We start from the raw sequence: 23,684 nt of genomic DNA on the forward strand, positions 1-23,684 counted from the left end.
ATCGCTTCACGCGGGCAGGCGAGCGCAAGCCCAGCGGTCACCATCTCTTCGATCAGGAGTGCCAGGCCCATGGTATCGAGCACCGGCTAATCAAGCCGGGACGGCCGCAGACGAATGGCATGGTAGAGCGCTTCAACGGCCGGATCAGCGACGTGCTTTCGACCCGGCGCTATGTTTCAGGCGAGGATCTGGAACAGACACTCAAACGCTACGCTTGGCTGTACAATCACCATATCCCGCAGAAGGCGCTGCACCATCAGTCGCCGATTGCAGTGATGAAGGAATGGCAGATCAAACGTCCTGAGTTATTTACCAAGCGGGTGGTCAATCACACGGGACCCGACATCTACAAGCTTATCATCCCCAAGAAGATCCTCTGTTTTTAGCCTAACCTCCTGATCTTTAACCTCAGCTTTGCAAAAACGTTTCTGGTCTTTCAAGGTAACAACCAGACCAATAAAATAGCCTTCTTTAGCAGAGTTATCAAAAAAGAAATGCCGCTCCATAGATTCGCCTTTCACAACCATACCAGAGGCTGCTTCAAGCTCACTATAAAAACTTGATGTATCAATGCCAATCGATTGGCTTAATAACTTTACCCCTACGTACTTTACCTTCATGTTTATCCTTAATTAACTCACCCCAAGAAATGTTTTTGTAGACTCACAAAACCCGCCCAATCCGAATCTCACACCGCCCCAGGATCTCCATGTCCCTCATGTCCTGCGGCTTGATCAATTCCTTCTCGTAGCGCGGATTGTCGCTGATCAGCAGCCAAGCGTCGCCGGCGACCCGCTGCACGCGCTTGATGCGCCGCTTGCCGTGTACGAGCAGCAGGAACATGCCTTCAGGGTGCGGGTCGCGGCTGCTGCGATCCACCAGCACCCTGCCACCATCGGCCCGGCTGTCCTGCGGGCTGATCGCCGCCCGCCGGGACGACGATGCCATCGAGGACGCACTCGCCAACCTGCGCGGCCACTTGGAAGAGCACTTCACCAGCGCAAGTACGCCGCGCTCTATGAGTGCTGATGCCGCGTCCAGAAACAGCGCAGAACTGTCTTTCACTCCATTAAGGAAGCCTAACCGATGAGCCACTCCGAAACCATCGTTCCCCCCACCGTGAGCCGGGCGCCGAAAGGCTGTAATCGCCCGGTGGTGACCCACCTCACGGAAACCGAGCGGCCGCGGCCATCTTGAGGATGATTCCGAGCCAGGTGATGTCCTGGTTGATCGTCGAGGGCTTGATGCCGCTGTTCCGGCGCATGACGGCGTGGCCGATCACCTGCTCGGTGATCTGCACCCGGGCGATTGGGAAGCGCTGCAGCTGCTGGATAGTGGCCCGCTTCGAGCGGCCGGCATCCAGAGCAAACTCGTGGAGGTGGAGCTCGATGGCGTCATCCAGGGTCACGCCCTTCCACTTCGCCGAGAGCATGCAGCCGGGACTATTCAGCTCGAGCTCGCGGCGCTTGACCTACTCCTCGGCTATCGCCTTCCTGGGGATCGTCCGCGACTCGGAGTGGTCTCCTTGCCCACGGCGAGCGATGCGGATCTGAGCCAGGTATGAGAAACTGCCGTACTTTCGCCGACGCTTTCACGCTTCCTGATCGTCGCCACGCGAACCTCCCTGATGTACCAAATTGCCAACGCTTCGTGTGCCAAATTTGTACCAGCACGTGGTGAAAAACAGGGAAAAACAGGGAAAAACCACTGTAAACATGAACAGAAATGACTGATATGGCAAACGCCACAACCTGCATGAATACTGGCACCGCGCGCCCTGCGCTGGACAGGACGTTCTCCGTGGCCCCCATGATGGACTGGACGACCCGCGATTACCGCGCGTTCGCCCGAACCCTCACCCGCCACGCCCTGCTCTACACCGAGATGGTCACGACCGGCGCCATCCTCCACGGTAGTCCCCGGGAGCGCTTCCTGGGCTTTGATGAGGTCGAGCATCCGCTTGCCCTGCAACTGGGCGGCAGCGACGCCTTCGAGCTCGCCGAATGCGCGGCCATCGCCGAGGCATGGGGCTATGACGAGGTCAACCTCAACGTCGGCTGTCCCAGTGACCGGGTCCAGAACAACCTGATCGGCGCCTGCCTGATGGGGCATCCACAGAAGGTCGCCGCGGCGGTCAAGGCCATGCGCGAGGCGGTGTCCATCCCGGTCACCGTCAAGTGCCGCATCGGCATCGACGACCAGGACGAGGATGCCGACCTCTCACGCTTTATCGATATCGTCGCCGACGCCGGCTGTGACACCTTTATCGTGCATGCACGCAAGGCCTGGCTCGAGGGTCTCTCCCCCAAGGAGAACCGCGACGTGCCACCGCTCAACTATCCCCGCGTGCATCGCCTGAAGGCGAGCCGGCCCGACCTGCATATCGGCATCAACGGCGGCCTCAAGACCCTCGACGCCTGCCGCGAGCAGCTCGCCTCGGTGGATAGCGTGATGATCGGCCGGGAGGCCTACCAGAATCCCTGGATGCTGGCCGGCGTCGATGAGGCGCTCTACGGTGAGCCGGGGCCGGCCCCGAGCCGCCATGCGGCGGCCCGTGCCCTGCGCCCCTATATCGCCCGCCGCCTCGACCAGGGCGCCAGGCTCAACCACCTGACGCGCCACCTGCTGGGGCTCTTCCAGGGTCAGCCGGGCGGGCGCAAGTTCCGCCGTCATCTGTCCGAAAATGCCCACCTCGGGGGGGCAAGCCTGGCGGTATTCGATGACGCCCTGGGACTGGTCGCCGAACACGATGCGAGCGCCGCGGCCTGAGGCCGCTCGGCACACTCTTCAGTACAGCGGGTCGGGCGGTGGCTCCAGGCTGGAGTGAAAGTCCTCGATCGCACTCTGCGCCTCTTCGAGGGCATCGAAGCGAGCGATATGAAACAACGCCTCGCCCTCGTTGGCCAGCGGCAGGCGGCTCATGCCGATCACGATGCCATCCGCCATGGCCCTCACCTCCCCTTCCGCATTGCCGAAGGGATCGGCCACCCGACCCAGCACATCGCCCTTGGCCACCCGCACGCCCAGGCGCACCCCGGGGCGCAGAATACCGTCGATGGGCGCCCTCGCCCAGCTGGAGCCATTGGCCACCTCGGCGGCCGGCGGTTCTCGGCGTCGGTGCTCGCCGGCCAGCATGCCGAGACGCCGCATGACTCTGAGCACACCCCGAACACCGGAGGTAATCGCCCACTCATCGAATCGCAGTGCCTCGCCGGCCTCATAGGTCAGCACCGGTATCCCGCGATTCTGGGCGTAATGGCGCAGGCTTCCCTCGCGCAGTTCGGCGTTGAGAATCACCGGCGCCCCGAAGGCATTCGCCATGCGCTCGGTTTCTCCGCCCGCCTCCAGCTGGGCCCGGATCTGAGGCAGGTTGGTACGATGAATGGCCCCGGTATGCAGGTCGATGATGTGCGTTGCCTGATCGACGATCGTCTGGCGAAACAGCGCCGCCACGCGCCCTCCCAGTGAGCCTGTTTCACTCCCCGGAAAGCAGCGATTCAGGTCACGCCGATCGGGCAGATAGCGGCTGTGCTGCATGAAACCGAAGACATTGACGATCGGTGCGGCAATCAGCGTCCCCCGGAGCCCCTGCAGCTGCTTCGTACGCAACAGGCGACGCACGATTTCCACCCCGTTGATCTCATCACCGTGGATCCCACCGCAGACCAGCAGCGTCGGTCCTGCCTGGCGACCATGGACCACCTCCACGGGAATCGACAGCGGCGCATGGGTATAGAGGCGTGCGACCGGAACATCGATCTGGGCACGACTCCCTGGCGCGATTGTTATGCCGGCAAGATCGAAGGGGGCTCGGGGCATGCAGTACTCCTGATAAAAGTTAAAGACACAGCGGCTTGGCATACATTCATGTATGTAAAGGCCTGGTGCATCGGGTAGAATGGAAATATCAACTTCCTACGAGATCCTATCCATGGCCCGACGCACCAAGGCCGAAGCCGCCGCGACTCGGGAGGCCCTGCTGGACGCCGCCGAAGAGATCTTCCTCGCCAAGGGGGTCGCCCGTACGTCTCTTGAGCAGATCGCTCGTCACGCCGGCATGACGCGCGGTGCCGTCTACTGGCATTTCAGGAACAAGGCAGACCTCTTCCAGGCCATGCTTGGCCGGGTTCGCATGCCCTTCCAGGAGCTGATCGTCGAGATTGCGGATCCGAGCCTGGTGGAGCGTCCTCTGGAGGCCATTCGGCTGGCCATCCTGAAGGGCTTCGAGCGACTGGAGCAACCCCGTTACCGGCGGGTTCACGCCATCCTGATCCACCACTGCGAGGTGTTCGGCGATATCGACCCGTTGACCATGCAGAACGAGATGTCGGACGAGGCCTGCGGTGCTCTGATCGATTACTTTACCTGCGCTGCACTCCATGGCCAGCTGCGCGAAGACCTCTCGCCACAGACTGCCGCTGAACTGATGCAGGCCCTGCTCGGGGGGCTATTTCACGACTGGCTACGTAACCACGAGCAGTTTTCACTGGTGACCGAGGGTGGCAAGCTGGTCGATGCCCAGCTCGCCCTGATGCGCCACGCCTAGGAAGTCGTGGCCGAGCGCCCTGCACCGAGCCGCAGTCGGTTGAGATGGGCCCGAGCCTCACGAAACTCCTGAGCCTGAACGCTACGATAGGCGTTCTCCTGCGCCACGTACTTCACCAGCACCCGGTGCTCTCCTACACGGGGCATGCTGCCCTCCTTGCCGTGCAGGCGTATCTCCTGGCGGGGGGCATCGAGCAGAGAGGCCCGGGTCCAACCCTCGGCATCGGGCTCGGCCAGCACCTCCACATGCTCCCCCAGCAGGCAACGCCGGCGGCCCGGGAGCTGGCGCTGAAACCAGCGGCGCATCGCGCCACAGAGCACCGCGGCCAGCGGTGAGGCGATGGCGAAGGCCGCCCATAGCACGACCACCCCCAGCGGCACCCGGAACAGGCCCAGCTCCAGCCAGCGCAGGACGAGCAGCTCCACCAGCAGCGTAATGCCCCCGGCGATCAGCACCAACACCGACAGCGAGAAGGTGGCCGGCACGCCGGCAAACCCCAGCGCTACCAGCGAGCTGGACAGGTAATCCCCCTTCAGACTGTCGTGCTCGAACAGCTCCAGCGGCGCCAGGCGAAGCGCCACCAGCACCCAGTAGATCACTACCAGCAGGATCAACCCGCTGAAGACCACCAGGGGAAAACTCAGCGCAATCTCCATGACCAACGGCATGCCCACCTCCCCGATCATACTCACCAACGAATGAGACCTTTTCGATCACTATAGTCGACCCGCCTGGCCGAAGGCCAAGCACCTTCATAACCCCGGCGAAAATGTCCTGCGCAAGAAGAAGGGGCGCCTCCCGCGAGGCGCCCCTTCTTACGCTGGCAACGCAGCACCGTCTAGCCTTCTTCGGTGCCTGCCGCCTGACGCGGCGCTTCCTTGCCGCGCAACCTGCGTCTCAGCCAGTCGGAGATCGAGGCGATCATGGCGTAGAAGCTGGGGATGAAGAAGCTCCCCAATACCGCTACCGAGGCCATGCCCATCGCCACGGTGGTGCCGATATGGTGGCTGCTGACGTCACTCGCCCCGGTGGCCAGAGCCAGCGGCAGGGTGCCGAAGATGAAGGCCAGCGAGGTCATCACGATCGGCCGGAAGCGTAGCTCCGCCGCGCTGACGGCCGCCTCACGAATCGTCTGTCCCAGCTCCTTGCGCTGCAACTCGGCGAACTCGACGATCAGGATGGCGTTCTTGGCCGCCAGGCCTACCACCACCAACATGCCGATCTGCACGTAGACACTGGTATCCAGCCCACGCAGCGCGATACCGCCGATCCCGCCCAGGAAGGCAAAGGGTGTAGCGGTCAGCACGGCCAGCGGCAGCGACCAGCTCTCGTACTGGGCCGCCAGGATCAGGAATACCATCAACAGGCCGAAGATGATCGCCAGGCTGGCGGCACTGCCCATCTGACTTTCCTGATAGGCCGTACCGGTCCAGCCCATGCCCCAGTTGTTGCCCAGGGTCTCGGCAACGATCTCCTCCATGACGGTGATCGCCTGGGTCGAGCTGTACCCCGGCGCCGGGCCGCCCTGGAACTGGGCGCCGAGGTAGACGCCGAAACGCGACACTACCGTAGGCTTGGCCTGGCGCTCCAGGGTCACGAACTCCGAGAGCGGGATTCGCTCACCGCTGCCACCACGCACGTAGACGCTGCCGATATCATCCGGCGTCTTGCGGAACTCGTCCTCGTTCTGCAGATAGACCTGGAAGTTACGGTTCTGGTAGTTGAAGTAGTTGACGAAGCCTGTGCCGAAGGTATTGGCCAGCGTCGCATTGAGCTGTGATAGCGAGACGCCATAGCTCAACGCCTTCTGCTGATCGATTTCGGCACGATAGCCCGGCACATTGACGTTGAAGGTGGTAAAGACACGCTGCAGCGCCGGGTGCTCATTCGCCGCCTGCATCACCTTGAGCGAGGCCTGGAACAGCTCCTGAGGCGTGGCCCCCTCGAAGGACTGCAGATACCCCGTGAAGCCACCGGTAGTGGAAAGCCCCATGATCGGCGGCACGTTGAAGGCCATCGCCGAGCCGCCGGAGACCTGAGCGCCCAGCTGCATGATCTTGCCGACCAGCTGATCCGCCGTCAGCGTCCGCTCTTCCCAGGGCACCATGTTGATGAACATGATGCCGCGGGCCGAGTTGACCGAGCTGGCGAGTATGTCATAGCCCGCCACCGCGGCACTGTACTCGACGCCCTCGATTGCCTCGATACGTGCACTCAGCTCATCCATATAGGCCCGGGTACGGTCCAGAGAGGAGGAGTCCGGGAGCTGTACCGCCGTCAGCACAATACCCTGGTCGGTCTCGGGTACCAGGGTCGAGGGGGTAGTCTGGTAGAGCCACCAGGAGCCACCAATTACCAGGCCGGTAAGCAGCAGCGCCAATCCCCAGAAGCGGACCAGCGCCTTGACCACCCACATGTAGGCGGCCGTGATACCGGCGAACAGGCTGTCGAAAAGGCGCAGCGGCGTATGGATGGCACGCGACAGCTTCGACTGCCCCATCTCGCTCTTGTGCTTGATAAACACGGCCGATAACGCCGGCGTCAGGGTCAGTGCCATCAGCGCCGAGAAGGCCACCGAAATCGCCACCGTCAGCGCAAACTGCTGATAGATCTGACCGGTGAAACCGCCCAGGAAGGCCACCGGCACGAACACCGCAGCCATGATCAGGGTCGTCGCGATCACGGGCCCGCCCACTTCCTTCATGGCACGGATGGTTGCCTGAGGCACGCTGATATCATCGTCATGGCTCAGCACCCGTTCGACGTTTTCCACCACCAGAATGGCGTCATCCACCACGATGCCGATGGAGAGCACCAGGGCAAACAACGTCAGCAGGTTGATCGAGAAGCCGAACAGGTAGAAGCCGGCGAAGGTCGCCAGTACCGATACCGGCACCACCGACATGGCGATCAAGGTGAAGCGCCAGTTCTGCAGGAAGACGAACAGGATCACCCCGACGATGAGAAACGCCTCGACAAACACATGGGTCACGGTATCGACGGAGGCGCCGATAAACAGCGTGGTGTCGTAGGGCACGACCTGCTCGAGACCCGGCGGAAAGCGCGCCTCCAGGTCGGCCATGGTCTCGTTGACCAATCGAGCCGTCTCGAGCGCGTTGGCACCAGGCTGCTGGTTGATGATGATCGGCGTCATGGCGCTGCCATTCAGCTTGGCACTGACGCCGTAATAGGAAGCCCCCAGCTCGATGCGTGCCACGTCGCTCAGCTGCAGCGACGAACCATCGGGGTTGGTGCGCAACCGAATCTCGCGGAAGTCGTTGACGTCGTTGAGACGACCACCGGCGGTGATCGTGTAGGTAAAGGCACGCGGCTCGCTCTGGGGCGTGCTGGCCAGGCTGCCTGCCGGAACCTCGGTGTTCTGGCTGCGAATTGCCGAGGCGACTTCGGTCGGCGTCAGATCGTATTGTGCCAGCTTGTCCGGATCCATCCAGATACGCATGGCAAACTCGCCACCCCCCAGCACCGAGGCCTCCCCTACCCCGGGTAGCTGGCGAAGCTCGTCGAGAATGTTGAGGGTGGCATAGTTCTGCATGAAGACGTTGTCGTAGTCGCCTTCCGGCGAGATCAGCGACACCAGCATCAGGATCGAACTGGAGCTCAGCTCCACGGTCACGCCCTGGGCCTGCACCGCCTCGGGCAGCTGGGAGAGGGCCCCCTGCACCCGATTATTGACGTTGATGGTATTGATATCGCCTTCGGTGCCGATATCGAAGGCCACATTGAGGCTCATGGAGCCATTGTCACCGCTGGTCGAGGTCATGTAGAGCATGTCCTCGACGCCGTTGATCGACTCGGCCAGGGGGGCCGCCACCGTCTGCGCCACCGTTTCGGCATCGGCACCGGGGAACTGGGCACTCACCGAGACGGTGGGCGGCACCACACTGGGGTACTGCTCGATCGGCAGCACGCGCAGGCTGACCACCCCGACCAGCGTCAGGATGATCGCCAGCACCGTGGCGAAGATCGGGCGCTTGATAAAGAAGTTGGAGAAGTTCATCAGGCGTCGTCCTCGCCAGACTCGAGCGGCTCCGTACCAGCCTGCTCTGTCTCGCTATCGGCATCCGCCTGGGTCTCGCTATCGGCATCCGCCTGGGTCTCGCTATCGGCATCCGCCTGGGTCGCCTCGGTGGGCGAACCACTCGCCTCCTTCGCGCCCTGCTTCGAGTCGTCGGCCTGCATGGTGCGTTCGACAAGTGCCTGAGCATCACCATCGAAGGGCAGCGGCTCGATGGTCACGCCTGGCTCGATACCGGCCAGGTCACCCATCACCACTCGTTCGCCCGGCTCGACGCCATCACGCAGGATATGCCAGGACCCCGCCACATCGCCCAGGCCAACCGGGCGGGCACGGGCCACATTGTCCTCGTCGAGCACGAACACCTGGGGTCCCATCAAGCCCTGGCCAACCGCGATCTCGGGTACCGCCAGGACGTCGAAGCGCTTGAGTCCTTCCAGGCTGACCCGCACGAATTGTCCGGGCAGCACACGGTGCCCGGGATTCTCAAAGGTAGCGCTGGCCTGCACCGTGCTGGTGCCTTCCTCCACGCGAGACCCCAGAAAATCCAGGCGCCCTTCCAGACGATCCCCCTCGAGGCCCGACACTTCCAGCACTGCCCGAATTGTCCCTTCGGCATCCATCTCACCCCGCTGACGGCGCAGCTCGAAGGCATCACGCTGGGGTAACTGGAAGCGCACCTCGAGCGGATCGAGAGGCGTGATGGTGGCAAGCTCGGTGGCGTTGCTCACCAGGTTGCCGACGTTGATCCGACCGAGACTGATCATGCCCGATACCGGCGCGGTGACTTCGGCATAGTCGAGATCGATCCGGGCCGTCACTAACGCCGCCTCGGCCTGGACCACCGACGCCCGTGCCACGCTAAGCTCGGAGCGTGCCTGATCGACCTGCTGGCGACTTACCGAGTTCTGGCTCAACAGGCGTTCGAAACGGTTGGCATCACGCTGGGCTCGCTCCAGCTCGGCCCGGGCACTCTGCAGGTCGGCTTCACGCTGCTTGACCGCCGCCTGGTAGACATCCGGCTCGATGGAGTAGAGCACCTCCCCCTTCTCCACCATTTCGCCGGGCTCGAAGTGGCGCTGCTCGAGGGTACCGGTGACGCGGGCCACCAGGGTCACTTCGTCGTCGCTGCGCAGCAGTGACGGGTAGGAACGGTCCAGGTCAAGATCCTGGCGGGTCAGCTCGGCCACCTCCACCGGATGCGGGGGCTTCTCCTGGGCGTTCGACGACGCCTGCTGAGGGGCCTCGTCCTGCCCACAGGCGGCCAGCAATAAGCTGACGGCCAGAACGAGAAGGCTCTTCTGGCCGAGGCGATATGGGGTTTTCATGTATGAGGAATTCCCGTTGAAGACGTCAGATGAATGAATTTTACATTCACACCTGTATGGAAGTAAACATTAGCCGCCTAAGCAAAGCTCAGGAGGCTATTCACATCCGACTAGTATGGTTATGGACTAGGGCGTGGGCCGCTCGCCAATATTCATCACCGCATCGAGCTCGCCCGCGCCGGGCAGCTGAAAGTCGATGCTCTCGGCGCCGAGCCAGGCATTGACCTCGGCAAGGGCCTCTTCATCGAGGGTGCCGGCCTGCTGGCGCAGGGTCAGCAGGTCGATCACGTAGTCATAGCGGGCGCTGGCCAGATCGGCAACGGCGTTGTAGAGATTCTGCTCGGCGTTGAGCACATCGACGATGTTGCGGGTTCCCACCTCATAGCCGGCTCGTGTGGCATCCAGGGCGCTCTGGTTGGAAACCACCGCCTGGGCTCGCGCCTCCACCGTGGAAACATCATTGGTCACCCGGGTATAGCTGGAGCGCACCTTCTGGATCGTGCTGCGCCGCTGATCCTCGAAGTCATACTGGGAGGATTCCAGCAGATAGGTGTTCTGGCGAACCGTGGCACTGGTGCGACCACCGGTGTAAAGAGGCATGCTGACGCCCACGCCGACCTGGCTACTGGAGTCGTGACCCTCGATGCCATCGGCATCATTGTCTGCGTAATTGTAGTTGGCGAAGGCATTGACCTGAGGCAAATGCCCGGCACGAGCGATCTCCACCGCGCTACGCGACACCTCGATGCCGGCCTGACTGGCCAGTACCTGAGGATTGTTCTGCATGGCCCGTTCCACCCAGGCACTGCGGTCAGCCGGCACGGGAGCGGCGATGGCAAGTTCCTCGCCAAGGGCATCGATGCTCGCGTAGCGTTGACCGGTGAGCCGCTCCAGGGCCTCGAAGCGCACCTGCAGGTCGCTCTCGGCGGCGATACGGATCGCCCTGGCCTGATCGAAGGCCGCCTTGGCCTCTTCCACTTCGGTAATCGCGATCAGGCCCACATCGAACTGCTCTCGGGCCTGTTCGAGCTGACGGTTGATGGCACGCTCCTGCGCACGACGAGCCTCCAGCACCTCATGGGCACGCAGAATCTCGAAGTAGGCGGTGGACACATTGATCAGCACGCCCTGCTCGGTGGCCGCCAGGCTATATAACTGCTGATCGATCTGGCGCTCGGTGCGCTCGACCTGCCGGCTATCGATGGCATTGAAGAGCGCCTGGGTGGCCTCGAGGGTAATACCGAACTGGTTGACGTTGTCATCACCCTGCGGCTGACCGGGGACCGACTGAGCCTCGTATTGACGATTATGGGACAGGTTGCCGGACGCGCTGACCTGAGGCAGCAGGTCGGCCTGTTCGACGTCACGCCCCGCCTCGACGCTGCCCGTCCGAGAGCGAGCCGATGCCAGCTGGGCGTTGTTCTGCAGGGCATCCTGCGCGATGGTCAGCAGGTCCGCTGCCTGAGCGGGAGCCGCCAGGGTAGAGGCCACCATCATCGGCAACAGGGCACGGCGCAGGACGCGCGACGGGCGGGAACAATGCGACGGACAGGGGGACGTCATCGGCTCATCCTCGATCAATGGGATATTTACATACATTGTCGCATGCTCACACTTCGATTCCACCTTATCATCGAGGAAGAATATGACATATCGTTGTATCCCCTAATGGCGGAGGCGCAGGATGGAGCACCTTGACTGGATCAGCGTAGACGATCTCGAAGTGGCGGTGCGGATATGGCACCCCGATGCCCCGCGCACCCTGGTCGCCTGGCACGGTCTAGCCCGTCATGGTGGCGACTTCGCCGAACTGGCCCATCGCCTGGGACCGAAGTGGCGAGTACTGGCCCCGGACACCCCGGGGCGTGGCCTGTCGACGTGGTCATCCCGCCCCGAGCAGGATTATACCTACGCCGCCTATGCCAGGGTCGCCAGGGCCCTGCTTGACCATTTCGCCCTCGGCCGGGTGTCCTGGCTGGGCACCTCCATGGGCGGGCTCCTGGGCCTGCGCCTGGCAGCCGAGCCCGCCACGGCCGATCGCATCGAACGCCTGGTGCTCAACGATATCGGCCCCGAACTCGCCCCGGACGGCCTCGCCGAGCTAGGCGATTACTTCTCGCGTCCCCATGAGTTCTCGAGCTTCCGCGACCTCGAGGAAGAGCTGCGTCATCACTATGCGGGGTTTGGCATCGAGGACAACGACAGCTGGCGGCGCCTGGCACTGGAAAGCGCGCGCCGCCTTCCCGATGGACGCTGGAGCTTTCACTACGACCCTCGGATCGTCGCGCAGTTTGTCCACGACACGCCCAGGGACCTGTGGGCCGACTGGGCCGCCCTGGCGAGCCCCGTGATGGTAATCCGCGGCGCCAGCTCTCCCCTGCTCGCCGCTTCCACCCTGGAGCGCATGGCCGAGACACGGCCACACCTGGTCACACTGGAGGCGGCCGGCTGCGGCCACGCCCCCTATCTCGACCGCGCCAGCCAGGTCGAGCCGATTCGCCGCTTCCTCGATGCAGGGGAGCGCTGAAGTGACATCCATACCGGGCGAATTACTGATCGACCGGGGGTCGCCACGACCGCGTGGGGACTGGACCCTCGAGCACCACACCATGCTTCGCCGCCGCATTGCACAGGCGCGACAGACGACAACCGGTGCTCCCCAATCGCTTGCCGAGATCGCGACCCTCGATACCGCGGGTGCCGCCCTGCTCGCCGAACTCACCGGTGCCCAACGCCTCGCCGACATCGACGACTGGGCGCCACAGCTGCCTGCCGAACGGCGCGCCCTGCTGCGATCTGTGGGCGAGGCGCTGCTACGCTGCGAATCCCCGGCACCGGCGACGCCTCACCCTCTCCGGGGTCCGCTGGCCGATATCGGCCGCCGCATGGAAAGCGTCGGCCGCCAGCAAAAACACCTGCTCGGCTTTATTGGCCGAGTCCTTGCCGCCCTGGCCACTAGCATCGCCCATCCCAGGCGTTGGCGCCTTACGCCGGTGATCGCCCAGATTCACCAGACCGGCCTCGATGCCCTGCCCATCGTCGCCCTGCTCACCTTCCTGGTGGGGGCGGTAGTAGCATTTCTCGGTGCCACGGTACTAAGCGACTTCGGTGCCACCCTCTATACGGTGCACCTGGTAGCCTATGCCTTCTTGCGCGAATTCGGCGTGATTCTGGCCGCCATCCTGCTCGCCGGCCGCACCGCCAGTGCCTTTACCGCCCAGCTGGGGGCCATGAAGGCCAATGAAGAGCTCGACGCCCTGCGCACCCTGGGTCTCGACCCGGTAGAACTGCTGGTATTGCCTCGCGTGCTCGCCCTGATGGTCAGTCTTCCTATTCTCACCTTTGCGGGGATGCTCAGCGGCATCCTGGGCGGCGCCATGGTTTCCCTGATCGCCCTGGATATCTCGGCGACACAGTTCCTGGCCATCCTCGAGCGCGACATCGCCATCCAGCATTTCCTGGTGGGCCTGGGCAAGGCACCGATATTCGCCTTTGTGGTCGCGGTGATCGGCTGCCTGGAAGGCTTCAAGGTCAGTGGCAGCGCCCAATCGGTCGGCGAGCACACCACCTCAAGTGTGGTGCAATCGATCTTCATGGTGATCCTTCTCGATGCCCTGGCTGCACTGTTCTGCATGGAAATGGGCTGGTGAGCGACATGTCAGAACCATTAATTCGCGTGCGCGAGCTGGAAAATCGCTTCGGCAACCATGTAGTGCACCAGGGACTCGACCTGGACCTGCAACACGGAGAAATTCTCGGCGTGGTGGGCGGCTCGGGCTCGGGCAAGTCGGTATTGATGCGCAGCATCGTCGGCCTGCTACGCCCCAGCGCCGGGCGCATCGAGGTATTTGGCGAGAATCTTCAGCAGCTTTCCGCCCCGGCTCGCTCACGGATTGAGCGCCGCTTCGGGGTGCTGTTCCAACGCGGCGCCCTCTTTACCTCATTGACCCTGGCCGAGAATATCGCCCTGCCGCTGATCGAGCATGCCCGCCTGCCCCGCAGCGAAGCCGAGAAGCTGGCGTGCCTCAAGCTGGCCCTCGCTGGACTACCGGGCAAGGCGGCGACTCAGTATCCATCCGAGCTCTCCGGTGGCATGGTCAAGCGTGCCGCCCTGGCCCGTGCCCTGGCACTGGACCCCGAAGTATTGTTCCTGGATGAGCCTACCGCCGGGCTGGATCCCATCGGGGCAGCCGCCTTCGATCGGCTGTTGCTGACCCTGAGGGACGCCCTGGGCCTCAGTGTTTTTCTGATCACCCACGATCTGGATACGCTCTATACAACCTGTGATCGGGTAGCGGTGCTGGCCCAGCGCCGAGTACTGGTAGCCGGTAGTCTCCAGGGAGTGGCAGCCACCGATGACGCCTGGGTTCACGATTACTTTCACGGCCCGCGTGGCCGCTCGGCTGAAAACGCGGCTCGCACCGCCAAGGAGAGTTGATCATGGAACCTCGTGCTCACCATGTGCTGATCGGCCTGTTCACCGTGCTCGCCCTGGGTGGCGCTCTTCTATTTGCGCTGTGGCTGGGCAAGTCGAGCCTCGACCGTGATGACGCCTGGTACGAGATAGTCTTCGATCGCGCCGTCAGTGGCCTGGCCGAGGGCAATGCCGTTCAATACAGTGGCATAGAGGTGGGTAATGTGGCCGAACTGCACCTGGACCCTACGGATCCGCGCCGGGTACACGCCCTGGTCCGTATCGACGCCAGCGTACCGATCAAGGCCGATACCCGCGCCAGTCTCGCCTTGGCCAATATCACCGGCAGCATGAACATCCAGCTCTACGGAGGCACCCCGGAGAGTGACCGCCTCGCGGGCAGCCGTGACAATCCACCGGTGATCCGCGCCCACCCCTCACCGCTCAGCTCGCTGCTGAGCAATAGCGAGCAGCTGATGATTCGCTTCAACCGCCTTCTCGACGGCGCCGACCGGCTGCTCTCAGACGATAACGTCGAGCACCTGTCACGCAGCCTGGCCAACCTGGAGCGGGCCACCGCAACACTCGCCGGCAAGGATATTGATCTGGCAGCGCTTGGCGAGCAGCTGGGCACCACCCTGGCCCGGGCCGATGCCACCCTGATGACATACTCCCGGCTGGGTGAACGGGCCGACCGGCTGCTGGACGAAGAGGGCCGCCGCACCCTGGCGCGTGCCGAGGGCGCCATGACTGTTCTCGAGGAGGGTGCCGGTCGCCTGAACCGCCTGACCGCCGACCATCAGCAGGACATCGCCCGCGGCCTTCAGGGGATGAGCGAACTGGACCCCGCCATACAAGAGCTGCACGCAGCACTTCGCACCCTCAACCGTTTATTACGGGGCCTCGAAGAGAGCCCCACCGACACCTTGCTGGGACGCGACCCGCTGCCTGAGTACACTCCTTGAGCTTGACTACCATGAAGATTCATCCCCACTACCTTGTCTCGATACTGCTCGGCCTGCTGCTGTTGACCGCCGGCTGCACAATCCTCCCGGACCGGGAGCCACAGCGCCAGTTCGCCCTGCCGGCAAGCGCGTACCTCGATGCCTCCGGTCCCGCCACCGAGGCCACCCTGCGTATCGATACCCTTACCGCCAGCGCGCCTCACGGCGGCAACCGGCTGCTGGTAATGCCGTCCCCAGACGAGTACGCGGTCTGGACCGGTGTGCGCTGGCGAGACGATGCCCCACGCTTGCTGCAGGAGCGGCTCCTCGAGGCGTATCGCCACACTGGACGCCTGAAGGGTGTGCTCGACGACGCGAGTCACGCACGCAGCGATATCACCCTGACCGGCCACCTCACTGCCTTCCACCTGCGCCTCGATGGCAATGTCCACCGCGCCATGGTAGGCCTCGACGCCCAGCTGATTGACGAGTCCAGCCGCGAACTGCTGTCCAGCCAGCGCTTCGAGATGACATCCACGGTCGGTGATGCCACCCCCGAAGCGGCGGTGCAGGCCTTGGGACGGGCATCCGACGCCCTTGCCGAAGCACTGATAGGCTGGACGATCGACACACTATAGGCGTCCCCATCAACAGAATAAGCCCATATATTGATATAGAGCAGACCAACCTGAGCTCCACCCTGGCATCATGAAAGGCATTCCGGGAAGGAGGTGATTCTGCATGGGCAAGCGCGTCGTCAACCGTTGGCTAAACATCATCCTTGTTGCAGCCGCCGTCGCATTGCTGGCGGGCGTGGCCTGGTGGAGCCTCCGGCCGGAGGCCGAGAACCCGGGCCTGACAACGGGTAACGGACGCATCGAGGCCACCGAGATCGATGTTGCCACGCGCCTTCCCGGCCGCCTGGCCGAGGTGCTGGTCGAAGAGGGCGAGATCCTGGAGCCAGGCCGGGCGGTCGCCCGCATGGATACCGCGACCCTGGAGGCCGAGCTCGCCCAGGCACGGGCCCAGCAGCGACGCGCCGAGAATGCGCTCGAGACGGCCCGGGCCATGGTAGCGCTGCGTGAAAGCGAGCTGACCGCTGCCCAGGCAATCGTCAGCCAGCGCCGCGCCGAGCTCTCCGCGGCACGCAAGCGCTATGAACGCGCGGCCAGCCTGGTAGAGCGCAATGCCATCTCTCAACAGCAGTTCGATGACGCTCTCGCCGCCTGGCAGAGCCAGCAGGCGGCACTGGCCTCGGCCAATGCCCAGGTACTCTCTGCCCAGGCGGCCATCCGCGCCTCCGAGTCTCAGGTGATCGAGGCCCAGTCCCAGGTCGAGGCCAGCGAGGCTACCCTGACGCGCATCCAGGCCGACCTGGACGATAGCGAGCTGACCACGGACCGCCTGGCCCGGGTTCAGTACCGCATCACCGAGCCCGGTGAGGTGCTGGGAGCCGGGGGCAAGGTGCTCAACCTGGTCGACCTCACCAATGTCTACATGACCTTCTTCTTGCCCACACGCGAAGCGGGCCGAGTGGCCATCGGCGACGAGGTCCGCCTGGTGCTTGATGCCGCTCCGGAGTACGTGATTCCCGCCCGGGTCAGCTATGTGGCCAGCGTCGCCCAGTTCACTCCCAAGAGCGTGGAGACCGCCAGCGAGCGCGAGAAACTGATGTTCCGTATTCGCGCCAGGGTCGAGCCCGAGCTGCTGCGTCGCCATGTCGAACAGGTCAAGACCGGGCTACCCGGCCTGGCCTACTTGAGGCTCGATGACGCGGCCGAGTGGCCGGACAACCTCGATATTCGAGTGACACCATGACTCGGGGCCGGGCAGGCCGGGTCGCCAGCGTAGAGGCCGTGACCCTGCGCTACGGTGACACCCTGGCCCTGGACGATATCAGCCTGGAGCTGCCGGCCGGCCGAATGGTTGGCCTGATCGGCCCCGATGGCGTGGGCAAGTCGAGCCTGCTGGCACTTCTCGCCGGGGCCCGGCGCCTGCAGCAGGGGCGCATCGAGGTTCTCGATGGCGATATGCGCGATATTCGTCACCGTCGGCTCGCCTGCCCGCGCATCGCCTATATGCCCCAGGGGCTCGGCCGAAACCTCTACCCCACCCTGTCGGTACGCGAGAACCTGGCGTTCTTCGGACGCCTGTTCGGGCAGGATGGAGCCGAGCGGGAACAGCGTATCGCGGCGCTGACCCGCGCCACCGGCCTGGCTCCCTTTACCGACCGCCCTGCGGCCAAGCTCTCCGGCGGCATGAAGCAGAAGCTGGGGCTATGCTGTGCGCTGATCCACGACCCCGACCTGCTGATCCTCGACGAACCCACTACCGGCGTCGACCCGCTCTCGCGCAGTCAGTTCTGGGCGCTGATTGAAAGCATCCGTAGCGCACGCCCGGAAATGAGCGTGATCGTCGCCACCGCCTACATGGACGAGGCCCAGAGCTTCGACTACCTGGTCGCGATGGATGCCGGCCACACGCTGGCAAGCGGTACGCCCGCGGAACTGCTGGCACAGACCGCAACGCAAGACCTCGAAAGCGCCTTTATCAACCTCTTGCCCGAGAAGAGACGCCGCCAGCACCGCGCCGTCAATATCCCGCCTCGCCCCGCCAGCGATACCATTGCCATCGAGGCGCGGGGGCTGACCAAGCGCTTCGGAGACTTTACCGCAGTCGACCGAGTGGACTTTCGCATCCCCCGTGGTGAAATCTTCGGGTTTCTGGGCTCCAACGGCTGCGGCAAGAGCACCACCATGAAGATCCTGACCGGCCTGCTGCCGGCTAGCGAAGGCGAGGCCGAACTGTTCGGCCAGCGGGTCGACGCCCAGGACCTTTCGACACGCCGTCGCGTGGGCTACATGTCCCAGGCCTTCTCTCTGTATGGCGAACTCAGCGTGCGCCAGAACCTCTCCCTGCATGCGCGTCTCTTCCAATTGCCCCAGGCCCGGCGTCAGGCCCGTATCGAGGAGTTGCTCGAACGCTTCGCGCTGACAGCCGTCGCCGACAGCCTCTCGGGTGGCCTGCCGCTGGGGATCCGCCAGCGACTCTCCCTGGCCGTGGCGATCCTGCACCGCCCCGAGATACTGATTCTCGATGAGCCCACCTCGGGGGTCGACCCGATAGCCCGGGACGCCTTCTGGCGCGAGCTGGTCAGGCTGTCCCGGGAAGAGGGCGTGACCATCTTTATCTCCACCCACTTCATGAACGAGGCCCTGCGCTGCGATCGAATCTCGCTGATGCACGCCGGACGGGTACTGGCCTGCGGCACTCCCGAGGCACTGCGCCAGGAGCGCGGCACCGAGACCCTCGAGGAGGCCTTTATCACCTGGCTGGCGGAAGCCGCCGACGACCCGCCCGGGGATCCGGAGGCAACGACCCGGGCGACCGAAACGGCCAACCCCCATCGCGACCCGCCGGCTTTCAGCCTCAAGCGCCTGATGAGCTATACCCGACGGGAGAGCATGGAGCTGCGCCGCGATCCACTGCGGGGCACCCTGGCCCTGCTGGGCAGCATGCTGCTGATGTTCATCATCGGCTACGGCATCAGCCTCGACGTCGAGAACCTCGACTACGCGATCCTGGACCACGACCAGACCACCACCAGTCAGGCCTACGCCCTGAACCTGACAGGGTCGCGCTACTTTACCGAACGCACGCCCCTGACCAGCCAGGACGAGATGGAGGCGCGGATGCGCCGCGGCGATATCGGTCTTGCAATAGAGATCCCGCCAGGCTTCGGTCGCGACCTCAAGCGCGGCGCCATTCCCGAGGTGGCCTTCTGGATCGACGGCGCCATGCCCACCCGAGCCGATACCATTCGCGGCTATGCCCAGGGAATTCATGGTGACTTCCTGGCGACCCTGGCCCGGGAGTCCGGCGCCGCCACCCGCGACAGCGGTCTGGAGATCGCCCTGCGCTACCGCTACAACCCCGACGTCGAGAGCCTGCCCGCCATGGTGCCGGCGGTCATTCCGCTGTTGCTGATGATGATTCCGGCCATGCTCACCGCACTGGGTGTCGTGCGCGAGAAGGAGATGGGATCGATCACCAACTTCTATGTCACGCCGGTGACCCGCAGTGAGTTCCTGCTTGGCAAGCAGTTGCCCTATGTGGCCATGGGCATGGTCAACTTCGCTACCCTGGTCGCGCTCTCGATTTGGGTCTTCCGGGTGCCGGTGAGCGGTAGTCTGGCGACCCTGAGCCTGGCCGCCCTGCTCTATCTGCTGTGTTCTACCGGCATGGGGCTGCTGATCTCCTCCCTGCTGCGCAGCCAGATCGCCGCCATCTTCGGCACCGCAGTGATCACCCTGATCCCGGCGGTGCAGTTCTCGGGGATGCTGCACCCGGTCTCGGCCATGGAAGGCATCAGCGCCCTGGTCGGTCAGGTTTATCCCACCACGCACTTCTTGATCATCACGCGGGGGGTGTTCTCCAAGGCATTGGGATTCAGCGAGCTGTGGCCCTACTTCGTGCCGCTTCTGGTGGCAATTCCGCTGCTGCTGCTGGCCAGTGTGGCCGGCCTGCGCGACCAGGAGAAATAGGATGCCATCACTGGGGAATATTCTGCAGCTAGGGATCAAGGAACTGCGCAGCCTGGCCCGGGACCCGGCCATGGTACTGCTGATCCTCTATGCCTTCAGCCTGAGCATCCATACCAGCGCCACCGCGGTACCCGAGTCGCCACACCGTGCCACGGTCGGGGTGGTGAATGAAGACGCCTCTGCACTCTCCTGGCGAATGATCGACGCCCTGCAGATGCCCTACTTCCTGCCTCCCGAGCCCATTACCCGTGAGCAGATGGACGCCGGCATGGACAGCGGACGCTTCACCTTCACCCTGGACATTCCCCCCGACTTTCAGCGCGACCTGGTCGGCGGACATGGCGCCGAGCTCCAGCTCAACGTGGATGCCACCCAGGTATCCCAGGCCTTTACCGGCGCCGGCCATATCCAGCAGATAATGGCCAGCGAAGTATCCGAATTCCTGAACCGGCATCGTGCGGAGCCAACCCTGCCCGTGGACGCCGTCGTTCGCACCGCCTACAACCCCAACCTGGATCGTGCCTGGTTCGGGGCAATCAACGCGGTGGTCGATCAGATCACCATGCTCTCGATCATTCTTACCGGGGCCGCGCTGATCCGCGAGCGCGAACACGGCACCATCGAGCACCTCCTGGTCATGCCGATAACGCCACTGGAGATCATGTTGGCCAAGGTAGGCTCCATGGCAATCGTGGTACTGACCGCCTCGGCACTGGCACTGCGCCTGGTGGTTCAGGGCTGGCTGGCGGTGCCCATACTCGGTTCGGTGGAAGTGTTCCTGCTGGGTGCCGCCCTGCACCTCTTCGCTACCACGTCCATGGGCATCCTGTTCGGCACCATCGCCCGCTCGATGCCCCAGCTGGGGCTGCTGATCATCCTGGTGCTGTTGCCCATGCAGATCCTCTCCGGGGGCATGACACCCCGCGAGAGCATGCCCGAACTGGTCCAGCAGATCATGCTGGCCGCTCCCACCACTCACTTTATCCAGCTAGCCCAGGCCGTACTCTTCCGGGGCGCCGGCCTCACGGTCATCTGGCCCCAGCTGCTGGCCCTGGCCGTTATCGGTAGCGCCTTCTTCCTGATCGCCCTCTCGCGGCTGCGCCGCTCGCTGCAGTAAGTTCGCGCCACGGAGAGTTCAGGGAGTGTCAATCTCCAGCCGCGAGACCGCACGTTCCACGGCGTCGCGGTAGGCGCCCCCGAACAGCAGCAGGTGGTTGAGCAGCGGATAGAGTTGAAAGAGCGTCTCGCGGCGCGGCCAGTCATCGGGAGGCGCTCCATCCCGATAGGCCTCGAAGAAGGCCGCGCCCGGCGAGCCAAACAGGGTCAGCATGGCCAGGTCCACCTCCGGATAGTGACGATAGACCGCCGGGTCGATCAGGGCGGGACCTCTCGACGTGAAGAGCACATTGCCCGACCACAGATCACCGTGTATCAGGCTCGCGGGGGCATTCGGCAGCCAGGCCTCCAGGCCGTGAGCAAGTGCCTCGATTCGGCCACGCAGCGTGGCATCGAGCAGGCCTCGCGCCTGACACGCCTCGGCCAGCGGCAGCAGGCGCCGCTCGCGCTGAAAGGCACGGCCGTCGGCGAGCGGTGCATTGGGCTGAGGCGTGCGTCCGCAGGCGTTTTCGCGATGCCAGCCGTGAGCCTCGCCGGTCACCCGATGCAGCCTGCGTAGGCCCTCCCCCAGAGCCGCCGGATCACGCCGTCGAGACGCTACCTCCAGCGCCTCCATTACCAGCCAATCCTCGCTCTGGGCCAGCACTTCGGGAACCACCAGCCCCGATTCGGCCGCTGCCAGGGTCGCCAGCCCCTCCGCCTCACCGGCCAGGCGCTCGGCGGCGTCATGCTTGACCACCACATCGCCTCGGTCGGTGGTCAGGTGATAAACCGCGGCGATATCACCGCCCGACAGCGGTACAAGCTTCCCTTTTGGCGTCAATCCGGCCGCAGCCAGACACCTCTTCAACCCTGCATCCATGACGGCTCCTGCATTAGCGCAATTCCCCCAGGCTTGCCGCCACAGGACGAGTCGTCAAGGAGAAAGGCACGCAAAAAAAGCCGCCCGGGGCGGGGCGGCAAACAGGGACAGCACATGCATCAAGGCAGAACATCCATAAAAATCTATACAAAATCTATACTACATTTAAAAAATAAACAAGTTTTCTTCGCCACCCTCCTGACACGGTAGGCCGAAAGCGCCACGATGGCTGACGCTGATGCCCGAATATGGCACAACGACAGGCTCGGCCACCCCATCAAAAAGGAGGCGCATTCATGTATAAGCTGGCTTTTTTCGTACCCGTGGCGGACGCCGAAGCCGTCAAGGAAGCGGTATTCGCCACCGGCGCCGGGCGTATCGGTGACTACGAAGCGTGCTGCTTCCAGACGCCGGGCACCGGGCAGTTTCGCCCGCTCGACGGCGCCACCCCGCATATCGGCAGGGTGGGTGACCTGGAGCGAGTGGAGGAGCTCAAGGTAGAGCTAGTCTGCGAGGACACGCTGATTCGCGAGGCGGTGGCGGCACTTCGCCGGGCCCACCCCTATGAGGAACCGGCCTTCGATGCATGGCGCCTCGAAGACCTTTGATGCCTAGCCGGCGCCGGACTGGCGCTCGCGGTCGGGCACGATGTCGCTCACATGGAGCGGGAACTCGCCCTGGGTGCGATCGGCATAGAAGTGCCACAGCGTGCGCTCGATGGTCGGAAAGGCCAGCTCTTCCCAGGGGATCTCGTGTTCCTCGAAGAGCCCCACCTCCAGGCTTTCCGGCCCGGGAGCGAAACTACCCTCGAGGTCGGCGCGAAAGATCATGAATACCTGATTGATATGCGGCAGGTTGATCAGCGTATACAGGCCATGCAACCGAGTCTCGGCACAGGCCTCCTCGAGCGTCTCCCGGGCGGCGGCCTGGGGCGTGGTTTCACCGTTTTCCATGAAGCCCGCCGGCAGCGTCCAGTATCCCTTGCGAGGCGCGATGGCCCGGCGACACAGCAGCACCCGGCTGCCGCTGACCGTTAGCGTTCCCGCCACAATACGCGGGTTCTGGTAGTGTATGGTCTCGCACTCATCGCATAGGTAACGCGGGCGATCATCCCCCTCGGGGATGGCGAGACGTACGGCATGGCCGCAGTGGCTACAGAAGTTCATGGGGCTCCCTGGCAGGCTGGCGGGCTTGACGCCGCAGAAGGCAGCCGGGAAGAAGATACCAAACCCGACGGAAACGCCATGTTAGAAAAACTACACGAACGCCTGCAAGCTCACCGACCCCACCGCCTGTCATTGCGCCTGCCCGAGGCGGCGGTGCTGATGCCCATCGTCGACCGTCCCGAGCCGACTCTGCTGTTTACCCGACGAGCCGCCCACCTCAACACCCACAGCGGCCAGGTGGCTTTTCCCGGGGGCAAGCGCGAAGCCCACGACCCCGACCTGCTGAGCACCGCGCTGCGTGAATCCGAGGAGGAAATCGCGCTATCACCGCAGCGCGTCAAGCTGCTCGGGCGGCTCTCGGAAGTGGCCTCGCTGCATGGCATGCGAGTCACTCCCTATGTGGGCCTGATTCCGCCCGACCTGCCGCTGGTTGCCGACCCTACCGAGCTGGACCTGATCTTCGAGGTGCCGCTGTCGCTGTTCCTGGAGGATCGCCGCCACCATACCGACGTGATCCCGGTAGATGGCCGTCCCTGGTATGTGCCCAACTTTCATGTCGATGGCCAGGTGATCTGGGGGCTCTCGGCGATGATGCTGGTAGAGCTGCTGGCCGAGGGCTTCGGACAGCCGCTAAGCCTGCATCACGAGCCCCCGGGGCCGCTGTGCTACTTTCCCGAGCGGCTGCTGCGTATTCAGCAGCACGCCACCGGCTGACCCACGGACCCGAC

The 23,684-nt window shown here is 63.9% G+C and carries 22 protein-coding genes; 13 read left to right on the forward strand and 9 right to left on the reverse strand.

What is annotated here, in order from left to right:
- The coding region (locus Q358_RS0107545; protein ID WP_027961494.1) for an integrase core domain-containing protein at positions 1 to 386 on the forward strand (386 nt) is incomplete at its 5' end.
- 277 nt (positions 387 to 663) lie between these two features.
- Here the strand turns inward: Q358_RS0107545 and Q358_RS0107550 are convergent.
- Together Q358_RS0107550 and Q358_RS0107555 are read right to left on the reverse strand one after the other, a co-directional pair.
- Positions 664 to 948: a S24 family peptidase gene (locus tag Q358_RS0107550; protein ID WP_156940871.1), complete on the reverse strand. Its 285-nt coding sequence runs from the start codon at positions 946 to 948 to the stop codon at positions 664 to 666.
- Between the two features lie 217 nt (positions 949 to 1,165).
- Positions 1,166 to 1,408, reverse strand: coding sequence for a hypothetical protein (locus Q358_RS0107555; RefSeq protein ID WP_169735509.1), 243 nt, complete (start codon positions 1,406 to 1,408; stop codon positions 1,166 to 1,168).
- A gap of 347 nt (positions 1,409 to 1,755) precedes the next feature.
- Here Q358_RS0107555 and dusA point away from each other — a divergent pair, with 347 nt between their 5' ends.
- The gene (dusA, locus tag Q358_RS0107560; RefSeq protein WP_281172974.1) at positions 1,756 to 2,769 is read left to right on the forward strand and encodes a tRNA dihydrouridine(20/20a) synthase DusA; all 1,014 of its coding nucleotides are present in this window, start codon (positions 1,756 to 1,758) and stop codon (positions 2,767 to 2,769) included.
- An 18-nt stretch (positions 2,770 to 2,787) separates the two neighbouring features.
- Here the strand turns inward: dusA and Q358_RS0107565 are convergent, their stop codons facing one another.
- The gene (locus Q358_RS0107565) at positions 2,788 to 3,819 is read right to left on the reverse strand and encodes a succinylglutamate desuccinylase/aspartoacylase family protein (RefSeq protein WP_027961498.1); all 1,032 of its coding nucleotides are present in this window, start codon (positions 3,817 to 3,819) and stop codon (positions 2,788 to 2,790) included.
- A gap of 112 nt (positions 3,820 to 3,931) precedes the next feature.
- On the opposite strand from Q358_RS0107565, the gene Q358_RS0107570 reads away from it, so the two are divergent.
- Complete coding sequence (locus Q358_RS0107570; protein WP_027961499.1) at positions 3,932 to 4,546, forward strand: TetR family transcriptional regulator; 615 nt, start codon at positions 3,932 to 3,934, stop codon at positions 4,544 to 4,546.
- Here the strand turns inward: Q358_RS0107570 and Q358_RS0107575 are convergent.
- The 4 genes from Q358_RS0107575 to Q358_RS0107590 all read right to left on the reverse strand — a co-directional run bounded on the left by Q358_RS0107575 (position 4,543) and on the right by Q358_RS0107590 (position 11,473).
- The gene (locus Q358_RS0107575; protein ID WP_027961500.1) at positions 4,543 to 5,214 is read right to left on the reverse strand and encodes a hypothetical protein; all 672 of its coding nucleotides are present in this window, start codon (positions 5,212 to 5,214) and stop codon (positions 4,543 to 4,545) included. The two genes, Q358_RS0107570 and Q358_RS0107575, sit on opposite strands and share 4 nt — an antisense overlap.
- A 170-nt stretch (positions 5,215 to 5,384) precedes the next feature.
- Positions 5,385 to 8,564, reverse strand: a complete 3,180-nt coding sequence (locus tag Q358_RS0107580; RefSeq protein ID WP_027961501.1) for an efflux RND transporter permease subunit — start codon at positions 8,562 to 8,564, stop codon at positions 5,385 to 5,387.
- On the reverse strand, positions 8,564 to 9,910 hold the full coding sequence (locus Q358_RS16805; RefSeq protein ID WP_084286482.1) for an efflux RND transporter periplasmic adaptor subunit: 1,347 nt from the start codon (positions 9,908 to 9,910) through the stop codon (positions 8,564 to 8,566). The genes Q358_RS0107580 and Q358_RS16805 overlap by 1 nt, the downstream gene beginning before the upstream one ends.
- A 126-nt stretch (positions 9,911 to 10,036) precedes the next feature.
- The gene (locus Q358_RS0107590) at positions 10,037 to 11,473 is read right to left on the reverse strand and encodes a TolC family outer membrane protein (protein ID WP_084286483.1); all 1,437 of its coding nucleotides are present in this window, start codon (positions 11,471 to 11,473) and stop codon (positions 10,037 to 10,039) included.
- A 121-nt stretch (positions 11,474 to 11,594) separates the two neighbouring features.
- Here Q358_RS0107590 and Q358_RS16810 point away from each other — a divergent pair, with 121 nt between their 5' ends.
- The 8 genes from Q358_RS16810 to Q358_RS0107630 all read left to right on the forward strand — a co-directional run bounded on the left by Q358_RS16810 (position 11,595) and on the right by Q358_RS0107630 (position 20,929).
- Entirely contained in the window at positions 11,595 to 12,437 is an 843-nt protein-coding gene (locus Q358_RS16810; protein ID WP_051530239.1) for an alpha/beta fold hydrolase, read from the forward strand.
- A gap of 82 nt (positions 12,438 to 12,519) precedes the next feature.
- Positions 12,520 to 13,560, forward strand: a complete 1,041-nt coding sequence (locus Q358_RS0107600) for an MlaE family ABC transporter permease (RefSeq protein WP_051530240.1) — start codon at positions 12,520 to 12,522, stop codon at positions 13,558 to 13,560.
- Positions 13,561 to 13,565: 5 nt separating this feature from the next.
- Entirely contained in the window at positions 13,566 to 14,348 is a 783-nt protein-coding gene (locus Q358_RS0107605) for an ABC transporter ATP-binding protein (RefSeq protein ID WP_027961504.1), read from the forward strand.
- Between the two features lie 2 nt (positions 14,349 to 14,350).
- On the forward strand, positions 14,351 to 15,289 hold the full coding sequence (locus Q358_RS0107610; protein WP_027961505.1) for an MlaD family protein: 939 nt from the start codon (positions 14,351 to 14,353) through the stop codon (positions 15,287 to 15,289).
- A gap of 11 nt (positions 15,290 to 15,300) precedes the next feature.
- Positions 15,301 to 15,906: an ABC-type transport auxiliary lipoprotein family protein gene (locus Q358_RS0107615; RefSeq protein WP_027961506.1), complete on the forward strand. Its 606-nt coding sequence runs from the start codon at positions 15,301 to 15,303 to the stop codon at positions 15,904 to 15,906.
- Positions 15,907 to 16,009: 103 nt separating this feature from the next.
- A complete protein-coding gene (locus tag Q358_RS0107620; protein ID WP_051530241.1) occupies positions 16,010 to 17,086 on the forward strand; it encodes an HlyD family secretion protein in 1,077 nt (358 codons plus the stop codon).
- Positions 17,083 to 19,812, forward strand: a complete 2,730-nt coding sequence (gene rbbA, locus Q358_RS0107625; protein WP_027961508.1) for a ribosome-associated ATPase/putative transporter RbbA — start codon at positions 17,083 to 17,085, stop codon at positions 19,810 to 19,812. The genes Q358_RS0107620 and rbbA overlap by 4 nt, the downstream gene beginning before the upstream one ends.
- 1 nt (position 19,813) lies before the next feature.
- Complete coding sequence (locus Q358_RS0107630; protein ID WP_027961509.1) at positions 19,814 to 20,929, forward strand: ABC transporter permease; 1,116 nt, start codon at positions 19,814 to 19,816, stop codon at positions 20,927 to 20,929.
- A gap of 18 nt (positions 20,930 to 20,947) precedes the next feature.
- Here the strand turns inward: Q358_RS0107630 and Q358_RS0107635 are convergent, their stop codons facing one another.
- Positions 20,948 to 21,790, reverse strand: coding sequence for a fructosamine kinase family protein (locus tag Q358_RS0107635; protein ID WP_027961510.1), 843 nt, complete (start codon positions 21,788 to 21,790; stop codon positions 20,948 to 20,950).
- A gap of 296 nt (positions 21,791 to 22,086) precedes the next feature.
- Here Q358_RS0107635 and Q358_RS0107640 point away from each other — a divergent pair, with 296 nt between their 5' ends.
- Positions 22,087 to 22,398, forward strand: coding sequence for a YqfO family protein (locus tag Q358_RS0107640; protein ID WP_027961511.1), 312 nt, complete (start codon positions 22,087 to 22,089; stop codon positions 22,396 to 22,398).
- 3 nt (positions 22,399 to 22,401) lie between these two features.
- On the opposite strand, the gene Q358_RS0107645 is transcribed toward Q358_RS0107640, so the two are convergent.
- The gene (locus Q358_RS0107645; RefSeq protein WP_027961512.1) at positions 22,402 to 22,956 is read right to left on the reverse strand and encodes an NUDIX hydrolase; all 555 of its coding nucleotides are present in this window, start codon (positions 22,954 to 22,956) and stop codon (positions 22,402 to 22,404) included.
- A 78-nt stretch (positions 22,957 to 23,034) separates the two neighbouring features.
- Between Q358_RS0107645 and Q358_RS0107650 the strand changes: the two genes are divergently transcribed.
- Positions 23,035 to 23,670, forward strand: coding sequence for a CoA pyrophosphatase (locus Q358_RS0107650; protein WP_027961513.1), 636 nt, complete (start codon positions 23,035 to 23,037; stop codon positions 23,668 to 23,670).
- The last annotated feature ends 14 nt before the right edge of the window (positions 23,671 to 23,684 follow it).

This window comes from Halomonas halodenitrificans DSM 735, from assembly GCF_000620045.1.
In the GTDB taxonomy this organism is placed as follows: Bacteria; Pseudomonadota; Gammaproteobacteria; order Pseudomonadales; family Halomonadaceae; genus Halomonas; species Halomonas halodenitrificans.

Coding starts and splice junctions, on each gene's coding strand:
- Q358_RS0107550 (WP_156940871.1), bottom strand. CDS start 948: ATGGCATCGTCGTCCCGGCGGGCGGCGATCAGCCCGCAGGACAGCCGG.
- dusA (WP_281172974.1), top strand. CDS start 1,756: ATGAATACTGGCACCGCGCGCCCTGCGCTGGACAGGACGTTCTCCGTG.
- Q358_RS0107565 (WP_027961498.1), bottom strand. CDS start 3,819: ATGCCCCGAGCCCCCTTCGATCTTGCCGGCATAACAATCGCGCCAGGG.
- Q358_RS0107570 (WP_027961499.1), top strand. CDS start 3,932: ATGGCCCGACGCACCAAGGCCGAAGCCGCCGCGACTCGGGAGGCCCTG.
- Q358_RS0107575 (WP_027961500.1), bottom strand. CDS start 5,214: ATGCCGTTGGTCATGGAGATTGCGCTGAGTTTTCCCCTGGTGGTCTTC.
- Q358_RS0107580 (WP_027961501.1), bottom strand. CDS start 8,564: ATGAACTTCTCCAACTTCTTTATCAAGCGCCCGATCTTCGCCACGGTG.
- Q358_RS16805 (WP_084286482.1), bottom strand. CDS start 9,910: ATGAAAACCCCATATCGCCTCGGCCAGAAGAGCCTTCTCGTTCTGGCC.
- Q358_RS0107590 (WP_084286483.1), bottom strand. CDS start 11,473: ATGACGTCCCCCTGTCCGTCGCATTGTTCCCGCCCGTCGCGCGTCCTG.
- Q358_RS16810 (WP_051530239.1), top strand. CDS start 11,595: ATGGAGCACCTTGACTGGATCAGCGTAGACGATCTCGAAGTGGCGGTG.
- Q358_RS0107600 (WP_051530240.1), top strand. CDS start 12,520: ATGCTTCGCCGCCGCATTGCACAGGCGCGACAGACGACAACCGGTGCT.
- Q358_RS0107605 (WP_027961504.1), top strand. CDS start 13,566: ATGTCAGAACCATTAATTCGCGTGCGCGAGCTGGAAAATCGCTTCGGC.
- Q358_RS0107610 (WP_027961505.1), top strand. CDS start 14,351: ATGGAACCTCGTGCTCACCATGTGCTGATCGGCCTGTTCACCGTGCTC.
- Q358_RS0107615 (WP_027961506.1), top strand. CDS start 15,301: ATGAAGATTCATCCCCACTACCTTGTCTCGATACTGCTCGGCCTGCTG.
- Q358_RS0107620 (WP_051530241.1), top strand. CDS start 16,010: ATGGGCAAGCGCGTCGTCAACCGTTGGCTAAACATCATCCTTGTTGCA.
- rbbA (WP_027961508.1), top strand. CDS start 17,083: ATGACTCGGGGCCGGGCAGGCCGGGTCGCCAGCGTAGAGGCCGTGACC.
- Q358_RS0107630 (WP_027961509.1), top strand. CDS start 19,814: ATGCCATCACTGGGGAATATTCTGCAGCTAGGGATCAAGGAACTGCGC.
- Q358_RS0107635 (WP_027961510.1), bottom strand. CDS start 21,790: ATGGATGCAGGGTTGAAGAGGTGTCTGGCTGCGGCCGGATTGACGCCA.
- Q358_RS0107640 (WP_027961511.1), top strand. CDS start 22,087: ATGTATAAGCTGGCTTTTTTCGTACCCGTGGCGGACGCCGAAGCCGTC.
- Q358_RS0107645 (WP_027961512.1), bottom strand. CDS start 22,956: ATGAACTTCTGTAGCCACTGCGGCCATGCCGTACGTCTCGCCATCCCC.
- Q358_RS0107650 (WP_027961513.1), top strand. CDS start 23,035: ATGTTAGAAAAACTACACGAACGCCTGCAAGCTCACCGACCCCACCGC.